Below are 13,964 nucleotides of genomic sequence, written 5' to 3' on the forward strand. Positions count from 1 at the left end.
AAAAACCCCGCAGGCTTTCGCCGGCGGGGTTTTTCGTTACAGGGGTAAGGCCGGCTTACATCATGCCGCCCATGCCGCCCATACCGCCCATGTCTGGCATGCCGCCGCCAGCTGGAGCGTCTTTCTTCGGTGCGTCAGCGACCGCAGCTTCGGTGGTCAGGATCAGACCGCCGATGGAGCTTGCAGCTTGCAGAGCCGAACGGGTGACCTTGGTTGGGTCCAGGATGCCCATTTCGATCATGTCGCCGTATTCGCCGGTTGCAGCGTTGTAGCCGAAGCTGCCTTGGCCGTTCTTGACCTTGTCGACCACCACGCTTGGCTCGTCGCCGGAGTTGGCAACGATCTGACGCAGCGGTGCTTCGATCGCACGACGCAGAACAGCGATACCGACTTTCTGGTCAGCGTTGTCGCCTTCCAGATCGGTCAGCGCTTCCAGAGCACGGATCAGTGCTACGCCACCGCCAGGCACCACGCCTTCTTCGACGGCTGCGCGGGTAGCGTGCAGGGCGTCTTCAACGCGGGCTTTCTTCTCTTTCATTTCGACTTCGGAGCCAGCGCCAACCTTGATCACTGCAACGCCGCCGGACAGCTTGGCCAGACGCTCTTGCAGTTTTTCACGGTCGTAGTCCGAGGAAGTCTCGGCAACCTGGGCACGGATCTGGGAGATGCGCGCTTCGATGTCGCCCTGAACGCCAGCACCGTCAACGATGATGGTGTTTTCCTTGGACAGGGTAACGCGCTTGGCGTTGCCCAGGTGCTCCAGGGTGGTGCTTTCCAGGCTCAGACCGATCTCTTCGGAGATGACGGTACCGCCGGTCAGGACGGCGATGTCCTGCAGCATGGCCTTGCGACGGTCGCCGAAGCCTGGTGCCTTGACGGCAGCGACTTTGACGATGCCACGCATGTTGTTCACGACCAGGGTCGCCAGGGCTTCGCCTTCGACGTCCTCGGCAATGATCAGCAGTGGGCGGCCGGCTTTGGCAACGGCTTCCAGCACTGGCAGCATTTCGCGGATGTTCGAGATTTTCTTGTCGACCAGCAGGATCAGCGGGCCGTCGAGCTCGGCAACCATGGTGTCCGGCTTGTTGACGAAGTATGGGGACAGGTAGCCACGGTCGAACTGCATGCCTTCTACAACCGACAGTTCGTTTTCCAGGCCCGAGCCTTCTTCAACAGTGATCACGCCTTCTTTACCGACTTTTTCCATGGCTTCGGCAATGATGTCGCCGATGGAGTTGTCGGAGTTGGCGGAGATGGTGCCTACCTGAGCGATTGCCTTGGTGTCAGCGCATGGTTTGGACAGAGCTTTCAGCTCTTTGACGACAGCGATGGTCGCTTTGTCGATGCCGCGCTTGAGGTCCATCGGGTTCATGCCGGCAGCGACGGCTTTCAGGCCTTCGTTGACGATGGCCTGAGCCAGGACGGTAGCGGTGGTGGTGCCGTCGCCGGCGTCATCGTTGGCACGGGAGGCAACGTCTTTAACCAGCTGCGCGCCCATGTTTTCGAAACGGTCTTCCAGCTCGATTTCCTTGGCTACGGAAACGCCGTCCTTGGTGATGGTCGGAGCGCCGAAGCTCTTCTCGAGGATCACGTTACGGCCTTTCGGGCCCAGGGTCGCTTTTACCGCGTCAGCCAGGACGTTAACGCCAACGAGCATTTTCTTGCGGGCGGAGTCGCCGAATTTAACTTCTTTAGCAGCCATGATCGATATTCCTTAAATACTTTGAAGTAGCGGGAAAATGAGCGGGGAATCAGCCTTCGATTACAGCGAGAATCTCGTTCTCAGCCATTACCAGCAGGTCTTCGCCGTCGACTTTCACAGTGTTGCTGCCGGAGTAAGGACCGAACACAACCTTGTCGCCCACTTTTACGGACAGTGCACGCACTTCACCGTTGTCCAGTACGCGGCCAGTGCCAACAGCTACAATTTCACCACTGTTGACTTTTTCGGCAGCCGAACCAGGCAGATAGATACCGCCAGCGGTTTTACTTTCTTCTTCGCTGCGACGGATTACGACGCGGTCATGCAGAGGACGAAGCTTCATTGTCGATCTCTCCTAATTGTGGTTTTCATCGGCCGGTGTAGTCCCGGCGGGTTTAACAAAAGTCCGGCGGTGCCGGGTGCGGTTCGGCAAGCGAACCGCTGAAGTCTGTCTGGCGTAACGCGCCAGAAACCTTGCGGTGACCGTTACATAGGGGCGCATAAGCTTATTACAAGGGCGGCCATCGAATTTTTTTAATCGACAGGCCGAAAACGAGCACGGCACCCGAAGGTGCCGTGCAGGTGAAACGTTTTACTTGTTGTCGCGGTGTTCGAACTCGCCTTCGATCACGTTCGGCTCACGGCCCAGTGGCTCGCGCGGCGCAGGGCCGCCACGTGGCTGCAGGTCGTCGGCAAAAGCGCGTTGGCGCATCGCCGCCTCTTCGGCACGCTGGCGCATCTTGTTGGCCAGCAGTCGGCGAGAGAACGGCAACAGCAGAATCAGGCCCAGCACGTCGGTGACGAAGCCCGGCAGGATCAACAGGCCACCAGCCAGGGCCAGCATCAGGCCTTCAAGCATGGTCTGCGCGGGCATCTCGCCGCGGTTCAGGCTTTCACGGGCACGCAGCGCCGTGGCCAGCCCGGCGATACGCAGCACGAACACGCCGAACATCGAGCCGAGAATGACCAGCAGCAGCGCCGGGAAAAACCCGATCGCACCGCTGACCTTGACGAATACGAACAGCTCCAACACCGGGAACAGTACAAAGAGCAACAAAAAAGGGCGCATCAAATGGTTCCTCAACGCAAGAATTCCTTGCCAGTGTTCCTTAGATGACGTCGCCGATTCGTGAATTCAAGCGCCGGCCAGCGCATTTTTCGGCCATTGCTCGGCGTGAGCCAGGAAAACCAAGGCTTCGCGCACTTGTGTCGGCGTGTTACATGGCGCTTGAAACGGCAACCAGAAGAGCCCCTGGCCGATGCGCAGGTGCATGCCTTCGGTATCGATACCGGCCAGTTGTGCCGGCTCGCTCTTCGGCAAGCCGGCAAGCTCGACGTAGTGGGCGATGGCCTTGGCGTGATCGGCGTTCATGTGCTCGACCATGCTGATTTCCGCCTTGCCGGCGAAGGGGTTGGCCAGGGTCAACTGGTCGACCCAGTGAATCGCGCCGAAACCGCCGATGTAGCGATGACGTACAGGCTTGAGCACCCAGAAATCGAAGTCATGGGCCTTGTGGTAGTTCTGCGAATCCGGGAAATAGCGGTAGTAACGCTCGGCAGCGGCGTCGATCTCGGCGACTTCGTGCAACTGCTGCGCCTCGGCGAGGTAGGTCAGGCGTCCGACCGCCTGCACATCTTCGGCACCGCGCTCGCCGACGAACAGCGAGCATTTCGGGTCTTTCTGCAGGTTATGCGTGTGCTGGGCGATGCGGCTGATCAGGATCAGCGGGCGGCCCTGCTCGTCCAGGCAATACGGCACCACGGAGCCGAACGGGAAACCGGGCATGGCCTTGGAGTGGGTGGAAAGCACCCCACGGTATTCCTTGAGAAGTAATTCTCGGGCATTCTTGGCCGCTTCAACGCTCAATTTATGACTCCTTATCAAGAATCCGTCGAAAAAACGGACAGGCGACTGATGAAAGTTTCAGTGCGCCATCGGGACAATTCTCATGTGCAGCCAGGCCACGTCGGGCGCAGATCGAGAGACGCCCGAAAAGGAAGACCACTCCATCTGCTACCGGGGCCCGCACATGCAACTTAACGACAAAGTAATCATTATCACTGGCGGTTGCCAGGGTTTGGGCCGTTCGATGGCCGAGTATTTCGCCGGCAAGGGCGCGCGCCTGGCGCTGGTCGACCTCAACCAGGAAAAGCTCGATGAAGCCGTCGCGGCCTGCAAGGCCAAGGGCGTAGAGGCCCGCGCCTACCTGTGCAATGTTGCCAATGAAGAGCAGGTGACGCACATGGTCGCCCAGGTGGCCGAAGACTTCGGCGCGATCCATGGCCTGATCAACAATGCCGGCATCCTGCGCGACGGCCTGCTGCTCAAGGTCAAGGATGGCGAGATGACGAAAATGAGCCTGGCCCAATGGCAGGCGGTGATCGACGTCAACCTGACCGGCGTGTTCCTGTGCACCCGTGAAGTCGCGGCGAAAATGGTCGAGCTGAACAACAGCGGTGCGATCATCAACATCTCGTCGATTTCCCGCGCCGGCAACATCGGCCAGACCAACTACTCCGCCGCCAAGGCCGGGGTCGCCGCGGCCACCGTGACCTGGGCCAAGGAACTGGCGCGCTACGGCATCCGCGTGGCCGGCATTGCACCGGGCTTCATCGAAACCGAGATGACCCTGGGCATGAAACCCGAGGCCCTGGAGAAAATGACCGCCGGGATCCCGCTCAAGCGTATGGGCAAGCCGGAAGAAATCGCCCATTCGGCGGCGTATATCTTTGAGAACGACTACTACACCGGGCGGATTCTGGAGATGGATGGTGGGTTGCGCATTTAAGCCCACCACAAACCAATGTGGGAGCGAGCCTGCTCGCGATGGCGGTCATTCAGTCAACGAATCTGTTGAATGTTATTCCGTCATCGCGAGCAGGCTCGCTCCCACAGGGTTATGCGTTTCAGGCCATCAATCGTCGCTGATGCTGATGTTCGGCATCGCCGGCGTCGCCGCCTCTTGCAACACGATCCGCGCGCCAACGTGGCGGGCCAGTTCCTGATAGACCATGGCGATCTGGCTTTCAGGCTCGGCAATCACCGTGGGCTTGCCGCCATCGGCCTGCTCGCGGATGACCATCGACAGCGGCAACGACGCCAGCAGCTCGACGCCGTACTGCTCAGCCAGCTTCACGCCGCCGCCCTCGCCGAACAGGTGCTCGGCATGCCCGCAGTTGGAGCAGATGTGCACGGCCATGTTTTCCACCACGCCCAGCACCGGGATGTTGACCTTGCGGAACATCTCGACGCCCTTGCGTGCGTCCAGCAGCGCCAGGTCCTGGGGGGTGGTGACGATCACCGCGCCAGCCACCGGGACTTTCTGCGCCAGGGTCAATTGAATGTCACCGGTGCCCGGAGGCATGTCGATGACCAGGTAATCCAGGTCGCCCCACGCAGTTTGTGTCACCAGTTGCAACAGCGCACCGGAAACCATCGGCCCGCGCCAGACCATCGGCGTGTTGTCGTCGGTCAGGAAGGCCATGGACATCACTTCAACACCATGGGACTCGATCGGCACAAACCACTTCTGGTCCTTGACCTTGGGCCGGGTGCCTTCGGCAATGCCGAACATGATGCCCTGGCTCGGACCGTAGATGTCCGCGTCCAGAATCCCGACCTTGGCGCCTTCACGGGCCAGGGCCAGGGCCAGGTTGGCGGCGGTGGTGGACTTGCCCACCCCGCCCTTGCCGGAGGCCACGGCCACGACGTTCTTGACGTTGGCCAGGCCCGGAATCTGCGCCTGGGCCTTGTGCGCGGCAATCACGCTGGTGATGTCGACGCGGGCACTGGCGACGCCGTCGAGGGCTTCGATGGCCATTTGCAGCATCTGCGACCAGCCGCTCTTGAACAGACCGGCGGCGTAACCCAGCACCAACTGGACGCTGACGCGATCGCCCTGGATGTCGATGCTGCGCACGCACCCGGCGCTGACCGGGTCCTGGTTCAAATAAGGGTCGGTGTATTGACGAAGGACGGCTTCCACCGCTGCGCGATTGACGGCGCTCATGGGCAACTCCAATAGCAAGACTGGAAAATCAGGCAGCTATCCTACCCGTTCTCTCGCCCCGGCGGCACGCTTTCAGGAGGTGACGAACACCTGCCAGCGGTCCATGCAGCCCCGTGCCGGGGGTGAAAAATATGCGACGGCGCTTTATAGTGGCCGACCTCCGTTTCATCAAGTAGCCGAGCCCCATGTCCGAGCCACGCCAGATCCTCGTCACCAGCGCCCTGCCCTATGCCAATGGTTCGATCCACCTTGGCCACATGCTGGAATACATCCAGACCGATATGTGGGTGCGTTTCCAGAAGCACCGCGGCAATCAATGTATTTATGTCTGTGCCGACGACGCCCACGGTTCGGCGATCATGCTGCGCGCGGAAAAGGAAGGCATCACGCCGGAACAGCTGATCGCCAACGTCCAGGCTGAACACAGCGCCGACTTTGCCGACTTCCTGGTCGATTTCGACAATTTCCACTCCACTCACGCCGAAGAAAACCGTGAGCTGTCGAGCCAGATCTACCTGAAGCTGCGTGACGCCGGGCACATTGCCACGCGTTCGATCACCCAGTATTTCGACCCGGAAAAGAAAATGTTCCTGGCCGACCGCTTCATCAAGGGCACCTGCCCGAAATGCGGCACCGAAGACCAGTACGGCGACAACTGCGAAAAATGCGGTGCGACCTACGCGCCAACCGACCTGAAGGATCCGAAGTCGGCGATCTCCGGCGCCACCCCGGTGCTCAAGGATTCCCAGCACTTCTTCTTCAAGTTGCCGGACTTCCAGGAAATGCTGCAGACCTGGACCCGCAGCGGCACCCTGCAGGACGCCGTGGCCAACAAGATCGCCGAATGGCTGGATGCCGGCCTGCAACAGTGGGACATTTCCCGCGACGCACCGTACTTCGGTTTCGAGATCCCGGACGAGCCAGGCAAGTATTTCTACGTGTGGCTGGATGCGCCGATCGGCTACATGGCCAGTTTCAAGAACCTGTGCAACCGCACGCCGGAGCTGGACTTCGACGCGTTCTGGGGCAAGGATTCCACCGCCGAGCTGTATCACTTCATCGGCAAGGACATCGTCAACTTCCACGCGCTGTTCTGGCCAGCGATGCTCGAAGGCGCGGGCTACCGCAAGCCGACCGGCATCAACGTGCACGGCTACCTGACCGTCAACGGCCAGAAAATGTCCAAGTCCCGTGGCACCTTCATCAAGGCCCGGACCTACCTGGATCACCTGTCGCCGGAATACCTGCGCTACTACTACGCCTCCAAGCTGAGCCGTGGCGTCGATGACCTCGACCTGAACCTCGAAGACTTCGTGCAGAAGGTCAATTCCGACCTGGTCGGCAAAGTCGTCAACATCGCCAGCCGTTGCGCCGGTTTCATCCACAAGGGCAATGCCGGCCTGATGGTCGACACCAACGCCTCTCCGGAACTGACCGAGGCTTTCCTGGCCGCCGCGCCGGGCATCGCCGACGCCTACGAGGCACGTGATTTCGCCCGCGCCATGCGCGAAATCATGGCCCTGGCCGACCGCGCCAACGCCTGGATCGCCGACAAGGCCCCGTGGTCGTTGAACAAACAGGAAGGCAAGCAGGATGAAGTCCAGGCCATCTGCGCCACCGGCGTCAACCTGTTCCGCCAGCTGGTGATCTTCCTCAAGCCGGTGCTGCCGCTGCTGGCCGCCGATGCCGAGGCGTTCCTCAACGTCGCGCCATTGACCTGGAACGATCACACCACGTTGCTGGCCAACCACAAGCTCAACGAGTTCAAGGCGTTGATGACCCGTATCGACCCGGTGAAAGTGCAAGCCATGACCGACGCTTCGAAAGAAGACCTGACCGCCAGCCAGACCGACACCGGCGCAGCCGCGCCTGCCGGCAATGGCGAGCTGGCCAAGGATCCACTGTCGCCGGAAATCGACTTCGACACCTTTGCCGCCGTCGACTTGCGCGTCGCCCTGATCGTCAAGGCCGAAGCCGTGGAGGGTGCTGACAAGCTGCTGCGCCTGACCCTCGACATCGGCGACGAGCAACGCAACGTGTTCTCCGGGATCAAGAGCGCCTACCCGGATCCGTCCAAGCTCGATGGTCGCCTGACCATGATGATCGCCAACCTCAAGCCACGGAAAATGAAGTTCGGCATTTCCGAAGGCATGGTGATGGCGGCCGGCCCTGGCGGTGAAGAGATCTACCTGCTCAGCCCCGACAGCGGCGCCAAGCCAGGCCAGCGCATCAAGTAAGTCTTCGCGCTGAACCGATCCCACAGTCGTGCCTGGCGCGCCTGTGGGATTTTCATATCTGGCTGTCCTTGTCGGATAATGCCTAAGCTTTTCAGACCAGCCCGTCAGAAAGCCCCTGTTCCGGCACGATCATGACCGAGATTGTTCTTGTAATCATCAGCACTGCCCTGATCAACAACCTGGTGTTGCACTGGCCCCTGGGCGTCGATTCGCTTGTGGCCACCCAGCGACAGCAGGTTCACGCACTGGGTATCGCCACAACGTGCCTGATGCTGATCGTTGGCGTGCTCAGCCACGTACTCTATTACTGGCTGCTGGTGCCGCTGGGGCTGGATTCGCTGCGCCTGTTCGTGTTCCTGCCGCTGAGCGTGCTGTTGATCGCGCCGCTGCTACGGGTGCTGGCCAGGGTGTTTTCGACGCTGTCGTTCCAGGGCCTCTGGCCGCTGTTGCTGGGCAACGCCGGCATTCTCGGGCTGGCCTTGATCAACGCCCGCGACGATCACGGTGTGTTCTTCGCGGCAGCGCTGAGTCTCGGTGCAGGGCTGGGTTTCTGGCTGGTGCTCAGCCTGTTCTGCGACTTGCGCCAGCGCACCCTCGATAACGATGTTCCCCTGCCCTTTCGCGGCCTGCCGATCGACCTGATCGGCGCCGGATTGATCGCAGTGGCTTTTCTCGGTTTCAACGGACTGATCAAAACATGAGTCTGATTCAACGCATCGACGCCCTGCTGCCGCAGACCCAATGCGGCAAGTGTGGCCACGCCGGATGCAAACCCTACGCCGAAGGCATGGCCAGCGGCGAACCGATCAACAAGTGCCCGCCAGGTGGCAGCGAAACCATCACGGCCCTGGCCGAGCTGTTGAAAGTGCCGGTAGTGGAACTGGACGTGAGTCGCGGCTCGGCCCCGGCGCAAGTGGCGTACATCCGCGAGGCCGAGTGCATCGGCTGCACCAAGTGCATCCAGGCCTGCCCGGTCGATGCCATCGTCGGCGCGGCCAAATGGATGCACACGGTGATCGTCGACGAGTGCACCGGTTGCGACCTGTGCGTAGCGCCCTGCCCGGTGGACTGCATCGAAATGCGCCCATTGCCGGCCGCCACGGTCGTGCCCATCGTCGGTGGCCTGGCGTTCAGTGCCGAAGCGCGACAGGCGCGAACCGCCAAACGCAATCACGCGCGCCAGCGCTTCGAACGGCGCAACGCCCGCTTGCAACGCGAGGAACAACACAAGCTCGCCGAGCGTCAGGCGCGGGCCAATCGCGCAGCAGAGCATACCGAAGCGGCGGCGCTCAACCCGGTGCAGGCCGCACTGGAACGGGTTCGTGCGCAAAAGGCGGCGAGCGCCGATGCCGCGTTGAAAAAAGCCAAGGTCGACCTGGCGATGAGTCGCGCACAACTGCACAAATCGCTCAAGGCGTTCGGCCATCCGCCAACGTTCGAGCAACAGTCGCAACTGATCATCCTGCAACAGCAATTCGAAGCCGCCGAACAGGCCTTGTCGCAGTTGGAGAACACCATGCCGCCCGCACCGAAACCTGCTGCCCCCGCCAAGGACGCCGAGCTGAAACGGGCGAAAATCCAATTGGCCACGCGCCGCGCCGAGCTCAAGAAAGCCCAGGCCAGCGATGCGCCCGCCGAACAGATCGAGGTCCTGGAACGCGCCCTGGCCGACGCCGAACGGGCCCTGCACGCGACAGAGGACGCCAGCGGCCAGCCGCTGCCCGACCTGGTGCGCATCGAAAAGCGCCCCATCGACAGCCAGCTTCGTCAGTTGAAAACCGAATTGGCCTACGCCCGTGCCGACGTCAGCAAACTTGAACGACGCACCGACACGTCCGCCGAACAGATGGACAAGGCGCGAGCTCGCCTGCAGGAAGCCGAGCGCCGGGTGGACGCCTATGTCGCCCCTTGAACCGGTCGACGAACGCCTTCAGCAGGCCATGAAGCTGGTTTTGCTGGCCACCGTGCCGGGGGTGCTGGCGTTGGTCTGGTGGCAGGGCTGGGGCGTATTGATCAACCTGGTGCTGGCCGGCACGACCGCGCTGGCCGTTGAGGCCGTGGTGCTGAAGCTGCGCCAGCGGCCGCTTCGCTCGACCTTGAGCGACGGCAGTGCGTTGGTCAGCGCGACACTGCTGGCCGTGGCCCTGCCGCCGTATTGCCCGTGGTGGCTGACGGTGTGCGCCGTGGCGTTCGCCCTGCTGGGTAAACACCTGTATGGCGGCGTCGGCAAGAATCCGTTCAACCCGGCCATGCTCGGCCTGGCCGTGGTCCTGGTGAGCTTTCCCCAGCAGATGGCGCAATGGCCGGCATCCCATGGCATTGATCTGCTGGCCGGTTTGCAGCATGTGTTCGGCTTCAGCCTGGAGCCGACGCCGGACGCCTGGGCCCAGGCCACCGCACTGGACAGTTTGCGCATCAACAGAAGCCTGACCATCGACGAACTGTTCGCCCGCCACCCGGCATTCGGTCATTTCGGTGCCCGCGGTGTGGAATGGGCCAACCTGGCGTTCCTGGCCGGCGGCCTGTTTCTCCTGCAACGACGGGTGTTCAGTTGGCACGCACCGGTCGGCATGCTGGCCAGCCTGTTCGTGATCAGCCTGTTGTGCTGGAACGGTTCGGGCTCCGACTCCCACGGCTCGCCGCTGTTTCATCTGCTCAGCGGTGCGAGCATGCTGGGGGCATTCTTCATCGTCACGGAACCGGTGTCCGGCGCCCGGAACCCCGGCGCACGCCTGCTCTTCGGTGCGGGCGTCGGTTTGCTGACCTACCTGATTCGCACCTGGGGTGGCTACCCGGACGGCGTGGCGTTCGCGGTGCTGTTGATGAACCTGTGCGTACCGGCACTGGACCGGTTCGTCGCCTCCCGGCAGGAGCGAGTGGCATCATGAACCGAGCGACCAGCGTGGTGATTATCGCAGTGCTGGCCATGCTCGGCGTCGGCGCGACGTACCTGGTGCAGCAGGTCAGCGCGTCACGCATCGCCGCCGAACAGCGCCAGATCGACAGCCGCAACCTGTTGGACCTGCTGCCGGCCGAGCGTTACGACAATCAACCGCTGGAACATCCCCTGACGCTCAACGACCGCGTGCTGAGCAACAGCCGACTGCTGGGCGGCTACCTGGCGACCCGGGCGGGCCAACCCAGCGCCGTTTTATTGCGCAGCCAGACCATCGGCTATGTGGGCAGCATCGACTTGCTGATCGCCATCGACGCAGATGGCAAGCTGGTCGGGGTCAAAACCCTCCGGCAAACCGAGACACCGGGGCTCGGAGCTCGCATCGCCGAGTGGCCCAATGCCTGGTTGATGAGCTTTGCCGGCAAATCCCGCAACGAACCCGCCGACTGGGCGCTGAAACAGGATCAGGGCTCGTTCGACCAGATCGCCGGCGCGACCATCACGTCAAGAGCCGTGATCAATGCCCTCCACGACGCCTTGCGCTACTTCGATGAACACCGGCAACAATTGATCGGGGACGCGCCCCATGAATAAATCGCTGCAACACTCGCTGATGCTCCCTCCGCTAATCGGCGCGACCGGTTCGTGGCTGACGGCGCTGGGCCTCTGGGTGATGTTTGTCGTGATCATCCATGCCTACGGCGCAGGCATGGCGCTGCTGCGCCTCAGACTCGTCCCGACGGCACGGCTGATTGCCAGCACCCTGCTCGCGGCCACGCTGACCAGTTGCGCGCTCATGGCGGCGCAGGCCTGGTCAATTCAGTGGTATCAGCACGCAGGAATCTACACCGCATTGATCGCCTTGCAGTGTGTCGTGCTGGAGCACACAGGCTTTTTCCACAGCGCATGGCGTGATCGCCTGCGCCTGTGCGCCCTGTTTGGTGGATTGCTGCTGGGTTTGAGCGCATTGCGCGAGCTCATCGGCTACAGCGGGCTGCACCTGGCCACACTGGTGCCCGGCGGTTTCATCCTGCTGGGATTGCTGATTGCCGCCTGGCAAGCCTGGTCCCGCGCGACCCCTTCACATTGAACGCTTTCGAGGAAACTCACTGTCCATGAATGCTGCAAAACGCCTGGAAATTTTCCGCCGGTTGCATGAAGACAACCCGGAGCCGAAGACCGAGCTGGCCTATTCAACGCCGTTCGAATTGCTGATCTCGGTGATTCTCTCGGCACAATCGACCGATGTCGGCGTCAACAAGGCCACGGCCAAACTGTACCCGGTGGCCAATACTCCGGCAGCCATTCATGCGCTGGGCGTGGAAGGCCTGTCGGAGTACATCAAGACCATCGGCCTGTTCAACAGCAAGGCGAAAAACGTGATCGAGACCTGTCGCCTGCTGGTGGAGCGCCATGGCGGCGAAGTCCCGCAGACCCGCGAAGAGCTCGAAGCCCTGCCTGGCGTGGGCCGCAAGACCGCCAACGTGGTGCTCAACACGGCATTCCGCCAACTGGCCATGGCCGTGGACACGCACATTTTCCGCGTCAGCAACCGTACCGGCATTGCCCCCGGCAAGAATGTGGTGGAAGTGGAAAACAAGCTGATGAAGTTTGTGCCCCGGCAATACCTGCTCGACTCCCATCATTGGCTGATACTTCACGGACGTTACGTTTGCCTGGCGCGCAAGCCTCGCTGCGGCAGCTGCCGGATCGAGGACCTGTGCGAATACAAGCACAAGACATCGGACGATTGAAGCGCTATTGGTTTTATTGATTTACCGATTGAAAAAATCTTTTTTACCCGGCATGAGATTGTCGATATAAGGGGCGCCAAAGGCAGTCTAAGCCTGGAGTTAACCTTATGAGTACTGGTAAAGAGCAATTGGACGTAGAAGACGACTTCGCACCCGCTGAAGCCGACGAAGCGGAACCGGTGGTTGAAGTAGCGAAGACCAACCTGAGCAAACGCCGCACCATCGACAACCTGCTGGAGGAGCGCCGACTGCAAAAGCAATTGGCCGATTACGATTTTGATCTATGACATCTGAAAGCCTCCCTGAACGGAGGCTTTTTCATGTGCGAAGACTGCAAGCGCCTGCCTGGCAAACGCCCCTACCTGCCAGCAGCGTCACACCAATCCATTGCGTTGCGCCAACTCGATCAGGTCCACCAGGGAACGCGCATTGAGTTTCAACAATAAGCGAGTCTTGTAAGTACTCACGGTTTTATTGCTGAGAAACATGCCATCGGCAATTTCCTTGTTGGTCTTTCCCCTGGCCAACTGTTGCAACACCATCATTTCCCGCCCGGACAAACGATCCACCATATCGGCTTCACTGGCATTGCCCAGACTGGAGCGCACGGTATGCAATGCCTGATTGGGGAAATAACTGTAGCCGGACAACACGGCTTTTATCGCACTGAGTAATTCAGTGAGATCTTGCTGTTTGCAAACATACCCGGCCGCCCCCGACTGCATGCAACGCATCGAAAAATGTCCCGGTGCCTGGGAGGTCAATATCAGCACTTTCATCGGCAGGGCCGCCGATACCAGCCGTGCGATGACTTCCAGTCCATCCAGCTTCGGTATTCCTATATCCAGAATGACGATATCCGGCATATGTTCACGAGCCAGTTGCAATGCATCAACGCCGTTGTCCGTTTCGGCAATGACTTCATAGCCATGACGCTCCATCAGCATACGTACCGCAAGACGAATGACGGGATGATCATCCACGATCAGCACTTTATTCATGGGCAGGTCCAGTTTTCGCTGTTCGAATTTTTAGAGCCCGCACAATAGCCTAGTCATTTCACCCATGGCATGCCGTCACCCCCAGCCACCCGCAGCGAGAGACATCCCCTACAAATAACGCGGAAAATTCTTACAGGAAATCTTGGAAATCTGCGCACCGGTAACTTTATGCGACTTTTATCGCCCCTCGGCCGCACATTTTTGTATCAGGTTACAAAAAACAAAAGCAAATAATTAATAGATTAACCGCTTGCGACGCCACAGGATAGCTGGGCTACTCTTTCACGATAAGACCCTCCCGTCAGCTGGCACTTGCCCCACGCCACCACAGATGAAAACCAAAAATAAAAAACAAACTAAAAAA

15 protein-coding genes are annotated in these 13,964 nt (G+C 60.6%); 9 read left to right on the top strand and 6 right to left on the bottom strand.

What is annotated here, in order from left to right; all coding sequences use genetic code 11:
* Window positions 1-55 precede the first annotated feature (55 nt).
* From groL to ABVN20_RS07875, 4 genes are all read right to left on the bottom strand, one after another.
* Complete coding sequence (groL, locus tag ABVN20_RS07860) at window positions 56-1,702, bottom strand: chaperonin GroEL (RefSeq protein ID WP_368555043.1); 1,647 nt, start codon at window positions 1,700-1,702, stop codon at window positions 56-58.
* 49 nt (window positions 1,703-1,751) lie between these two features.
* Window positions 1,752-2,045 (bottom strand): co-chaperone GroES, encoded by a 294-nt coding sequence (locus ABVN20_RS07865; RefSeq protein WP_368555044.1) that lies wholly within the window; start codon window positions 2,043-2,045, stop codon window positions 1,752-1,754.
* A 249-nt stretch (window positions 2,046-2,294) separates the two neighbouring features.
* The gene (locus ABVN20_RS07870) at window positions 2,295-2,771 is read right to left on the bottom strand and encodes an FxsA family protein (protein ID WP_368555045.1); all 477 of its coding nucleotides are present in this window, start codon (window positions 2,769-2,771) and stop codon (window positions 2,295-2,297) included.
* 66 nt (window positions 2,772-2,837) lie between these two features.
* On the bottom strand, window positions 2,838-3,569 hold the full coding sequence (locus ABVN20_RS07875; protein ID WP_368555046.1) for a HugZ family protein: 732 nt from the start codon (window positions 3,567-3,569) through the stop codon (window positions 2,838-2,840).
* 163 nt (window positions 3,570-3,732) lie between these two features.
* On the opposite strand from ABVN20_RS07875, the gene ABVN20_RS07880 reads away from it, so the two are divergent.
* A complete protein-coding gene (locus tag ABVN20_RS07880) occupies window positions 3,733-4,491 on the top strand; it encodes an SDR family oxidoreductase (protein WP_368555047.1) in 759 nt (252 codons plus the stop codon).
* A 126-nt stretch (window positions 4,492-4,617) separates the two neighbouring features.
* On the opposite strand, the gene apbC is transcribed toward ABVN20_RS07880, so the two are convergent.
* Entirely contained in the window at window positions 4,618-5,712 is a 1,095-nt protein-coding gene (apbC, locus tag ABVN20_RS07885) for an iron-sulfur cluster carrier protein ApbC (protein WP_368555048.1), read from the bottom strand.
* Window positions 5,713-5,897: 185 nt separating this feature from the next.
* On the opposite strand from apbC, the gene metG reads away from it, so the two are divergent.
* From metG to ABVN20_RS07925, 8 genes are all read left to right on the top strand, one after another.
* The gene (metG, locus tag ABVN20_RS07890) at window positions 5,898-7,949 is read left to right on the top strand and encodes a methionine--tRNA ligase (protein WP_368555050.1); all 2,052 of its coding nucleotides are present in this window, start codon (window positions 5,898-5,900) and stop codon (window positions 7,947-7,949) included.
* Between the two features lie 131 nt (window positions 7,950-8,080).
* Window positions 8,081-8,650 (top strand): Rnf-Nqr domain containing protein, encoded by a 570-nt coding sequence (locus ABVN20_RS07895; RefSeq protein ID WP_368555052.1) that lies wholly within the window; start codon window positions 8,081-8,083, stop codon window positions 8,648-8,650.
* Window positions 8,647-9,861: an electron transport complex subunit RsxB gene (rsxB, locus tag ABVN20_RS07900; protein WP_368555054.1), complete on the top strand. Its 1,215-nt coding sequence runs from the start codon at window positions 8,647-8,649 to the stop codon at window positions 9,859-9,861. Before ABVN20_RS07895 ends, rsxB begins: the two co-directional genes overlap by 4 nt.
* A complete protein-coding gene (locus ABVN20_RS07905; RefSeq protein ID WP_368555056.1) occupies window positions 9,848-10,837 on the top strand; it encodes an RnfABCDGE type electron transport complex subunit D in 990 nt (329 codons plus the stop codon). Before rsxB ends, ABVN20_RS07905 begins: the two co-directional genes overlap by 14 nt.
* A complete protein-coding gene (locus ABVN20_RS07910) occupies window positions 10,834-11,439 on the top strand; it encodes an RnfABCDGE type electron transport complex subunit G (protein ID WP_368555057.1) in 606 nt (201 codons plus the stop codon). The genes ABVN20_RS07905 and ABVN20_RS07910 overlap by 4 nt, the downstream gene beginning before the upstream one ends.
* Window positions 11,432-11,935: an Rnf-Nqr domain containing protein gene (locus ABVN20_RS07915; protein ID WP_368555058.1), complete on the top strand. Its 504-nt coding sequence runs from the start codon at window positions 11,432-11,434 to the stop codon at window positions 11,933-11,935. The genes ABVN20_RS07910 and ABVN20_RS07915 overlap by 8 nt, the downstream gene beginning before the upstream one ends.
* A 25-nt stretch (window positions 11,936-11,960) precedes the next feature.
* Window positions 11,961-12,599, top strand: coding sequence for an endonuclease III (gene nth / locus ABVN20_RS07920; RefSeq protein ID WP_368555059.1), 639 nt, complete (start codon window positions 11,961-11,963; stop codon window positions 12,597-12,599).
* 107 nt (window positions 12,600-12,706) lie between these two features.
* Window positions 12,707-12,886, top strand: coding sequence for a PA3496 family putative envelope integrity protein (locus ABVN20_RS07925; RefSeq protein WP_368555061.1), 180 nt, complete (start codon window positions 12,707-12,709; stop codon window positions 12,884-12,886).
* Window positions 12,887-12,973: 87 nt separating this feature from the next.
* Here the strand turns inward: ABVN20_RS07925 and ABVN20_RS07930 are convergent, their stop codons facing one another.
* A complete protein-coding gene (locus ABVN20_RS07930; protein ID WP_368555063.1) occupies window positions 12,974-13,600 on the bottom strand; it encodes a response regulator in 627 nt (208 codons plus the stop codon).
* Between the last annotated feature and the right edge of the window lie 364 nt (window positions 13,601-13,964).

Origin of the sequence: Pseudomonas sp. MYb118 (assembly GCF_040947875.1) — a bacterium.
In the GTDB taxonomy this organism is placed as follows: Bacteria; Pseudomonadota; Gammaproteobacteria; order Pseudomonadales; family Pseudomonadaceae; genus Aquipseudomonas.

Excerpts from the sequence above, each read along its gene's own strand:
- ABVN20_RS07925 (WP_368555061.1), top strand. The coding sequence starts at position 12,707 with ATGAGTACTGGTAAAGAGCAATTGGACGTAGAAGACGACTTCGCACCC.
- ABVN20_RS07905 (WP_368555056.1), top strand. The coding sequence starts at position 9,848 with ATGTCGCCCCTTGAACCGGTCGACGAACGCCTTCAGCAGGCCATGAAG.
- rsxB (WP_368555054.1), top strand. The coding sequence starts at position 8,647 with ATGAGTCTGATTCAACGCATCGACGCCCTGCTGCCGCAGACCCAATGC.
- ABVN20_RS07865 (WP_368555044.1), bottom strand. The coding sequence starts at position 2,045 with ATGAAGCTTCGTCCTCTGCATGACCGCGTCGTAATCCGTCGCAGCGAA.
- metG (WP_368555050.1), top strand. The coding sequence starts at position 5,898 with ATGTCCGAGCCACGCCAGATCCTCGTCACCAGCGCCCTGCCCTATGCC.
- ABVN20_RS07870 (WP_368555045.1), bottom strand. The coding sequence starts at position 2,771 with ATGCGCCCTTTTTTGTTGCTCTTTGTACTGTTCCCGGTGTTGGAGCTG.
- ABVN20_RS07915 (WP_368555058.1), top strand. The coding sequence starts at position 11,432 with ATGAATAAATCGCTGCAACACTCGCTGATGCTCCCTCCGCTAATCGGC.
- ABVN20_RS07930 (WP_368555063.1), bottom strand. The coding sequence starts at position 13,600 with ATGAATAAAGTGCTGATCGTGGATGATCATCCCGTCATTCGTCTTGCG.
- ABVN20_RS07880 (WP_368555047.1), top strand. The coding sequence starts at position 3,733 with ATGCAACTTAACGACAAAGTAATCATTATCACTGGCGGTTGCCAGGGT.
- ABVN20_RS07910 (WP_368555057.1), top strand. The coding sequence starts at position 10,834 with ATGAACCGAGCGACCAGCGTGGTGATTATCGCAGTGCTGGCCATGCTC.
- apbC (WP_368555048.1), bottom strand. The coding sequence starts at position 5,712 with ATGAGCGCCGTCAATCGCGCAGCGGTGGAAGCCGTCCTTCGTCAATAC.
- groL (WP_368555043.1), bottom strand. The coding sequence starts at position 1,702 with ATGGCTGCTAAAGAAGTTAAATTCGGCGACTCCGCCCGCAAGAAAATG.
- ABVN20_RS07895 (WP_368555052.1), top strand. The coding sequence starts at position 8,081 with ATGACCGAGATTGTTCTTGTAATCATCAGCACTGCCCTGATCAACAAC.
- nth (WP_368555059.1), top strand. The coding sequence starts at position 11,961 with ATGAATGCTGCAAAACGCCTGGAAATTTTCCGCCGGTTGCATGAAGAC.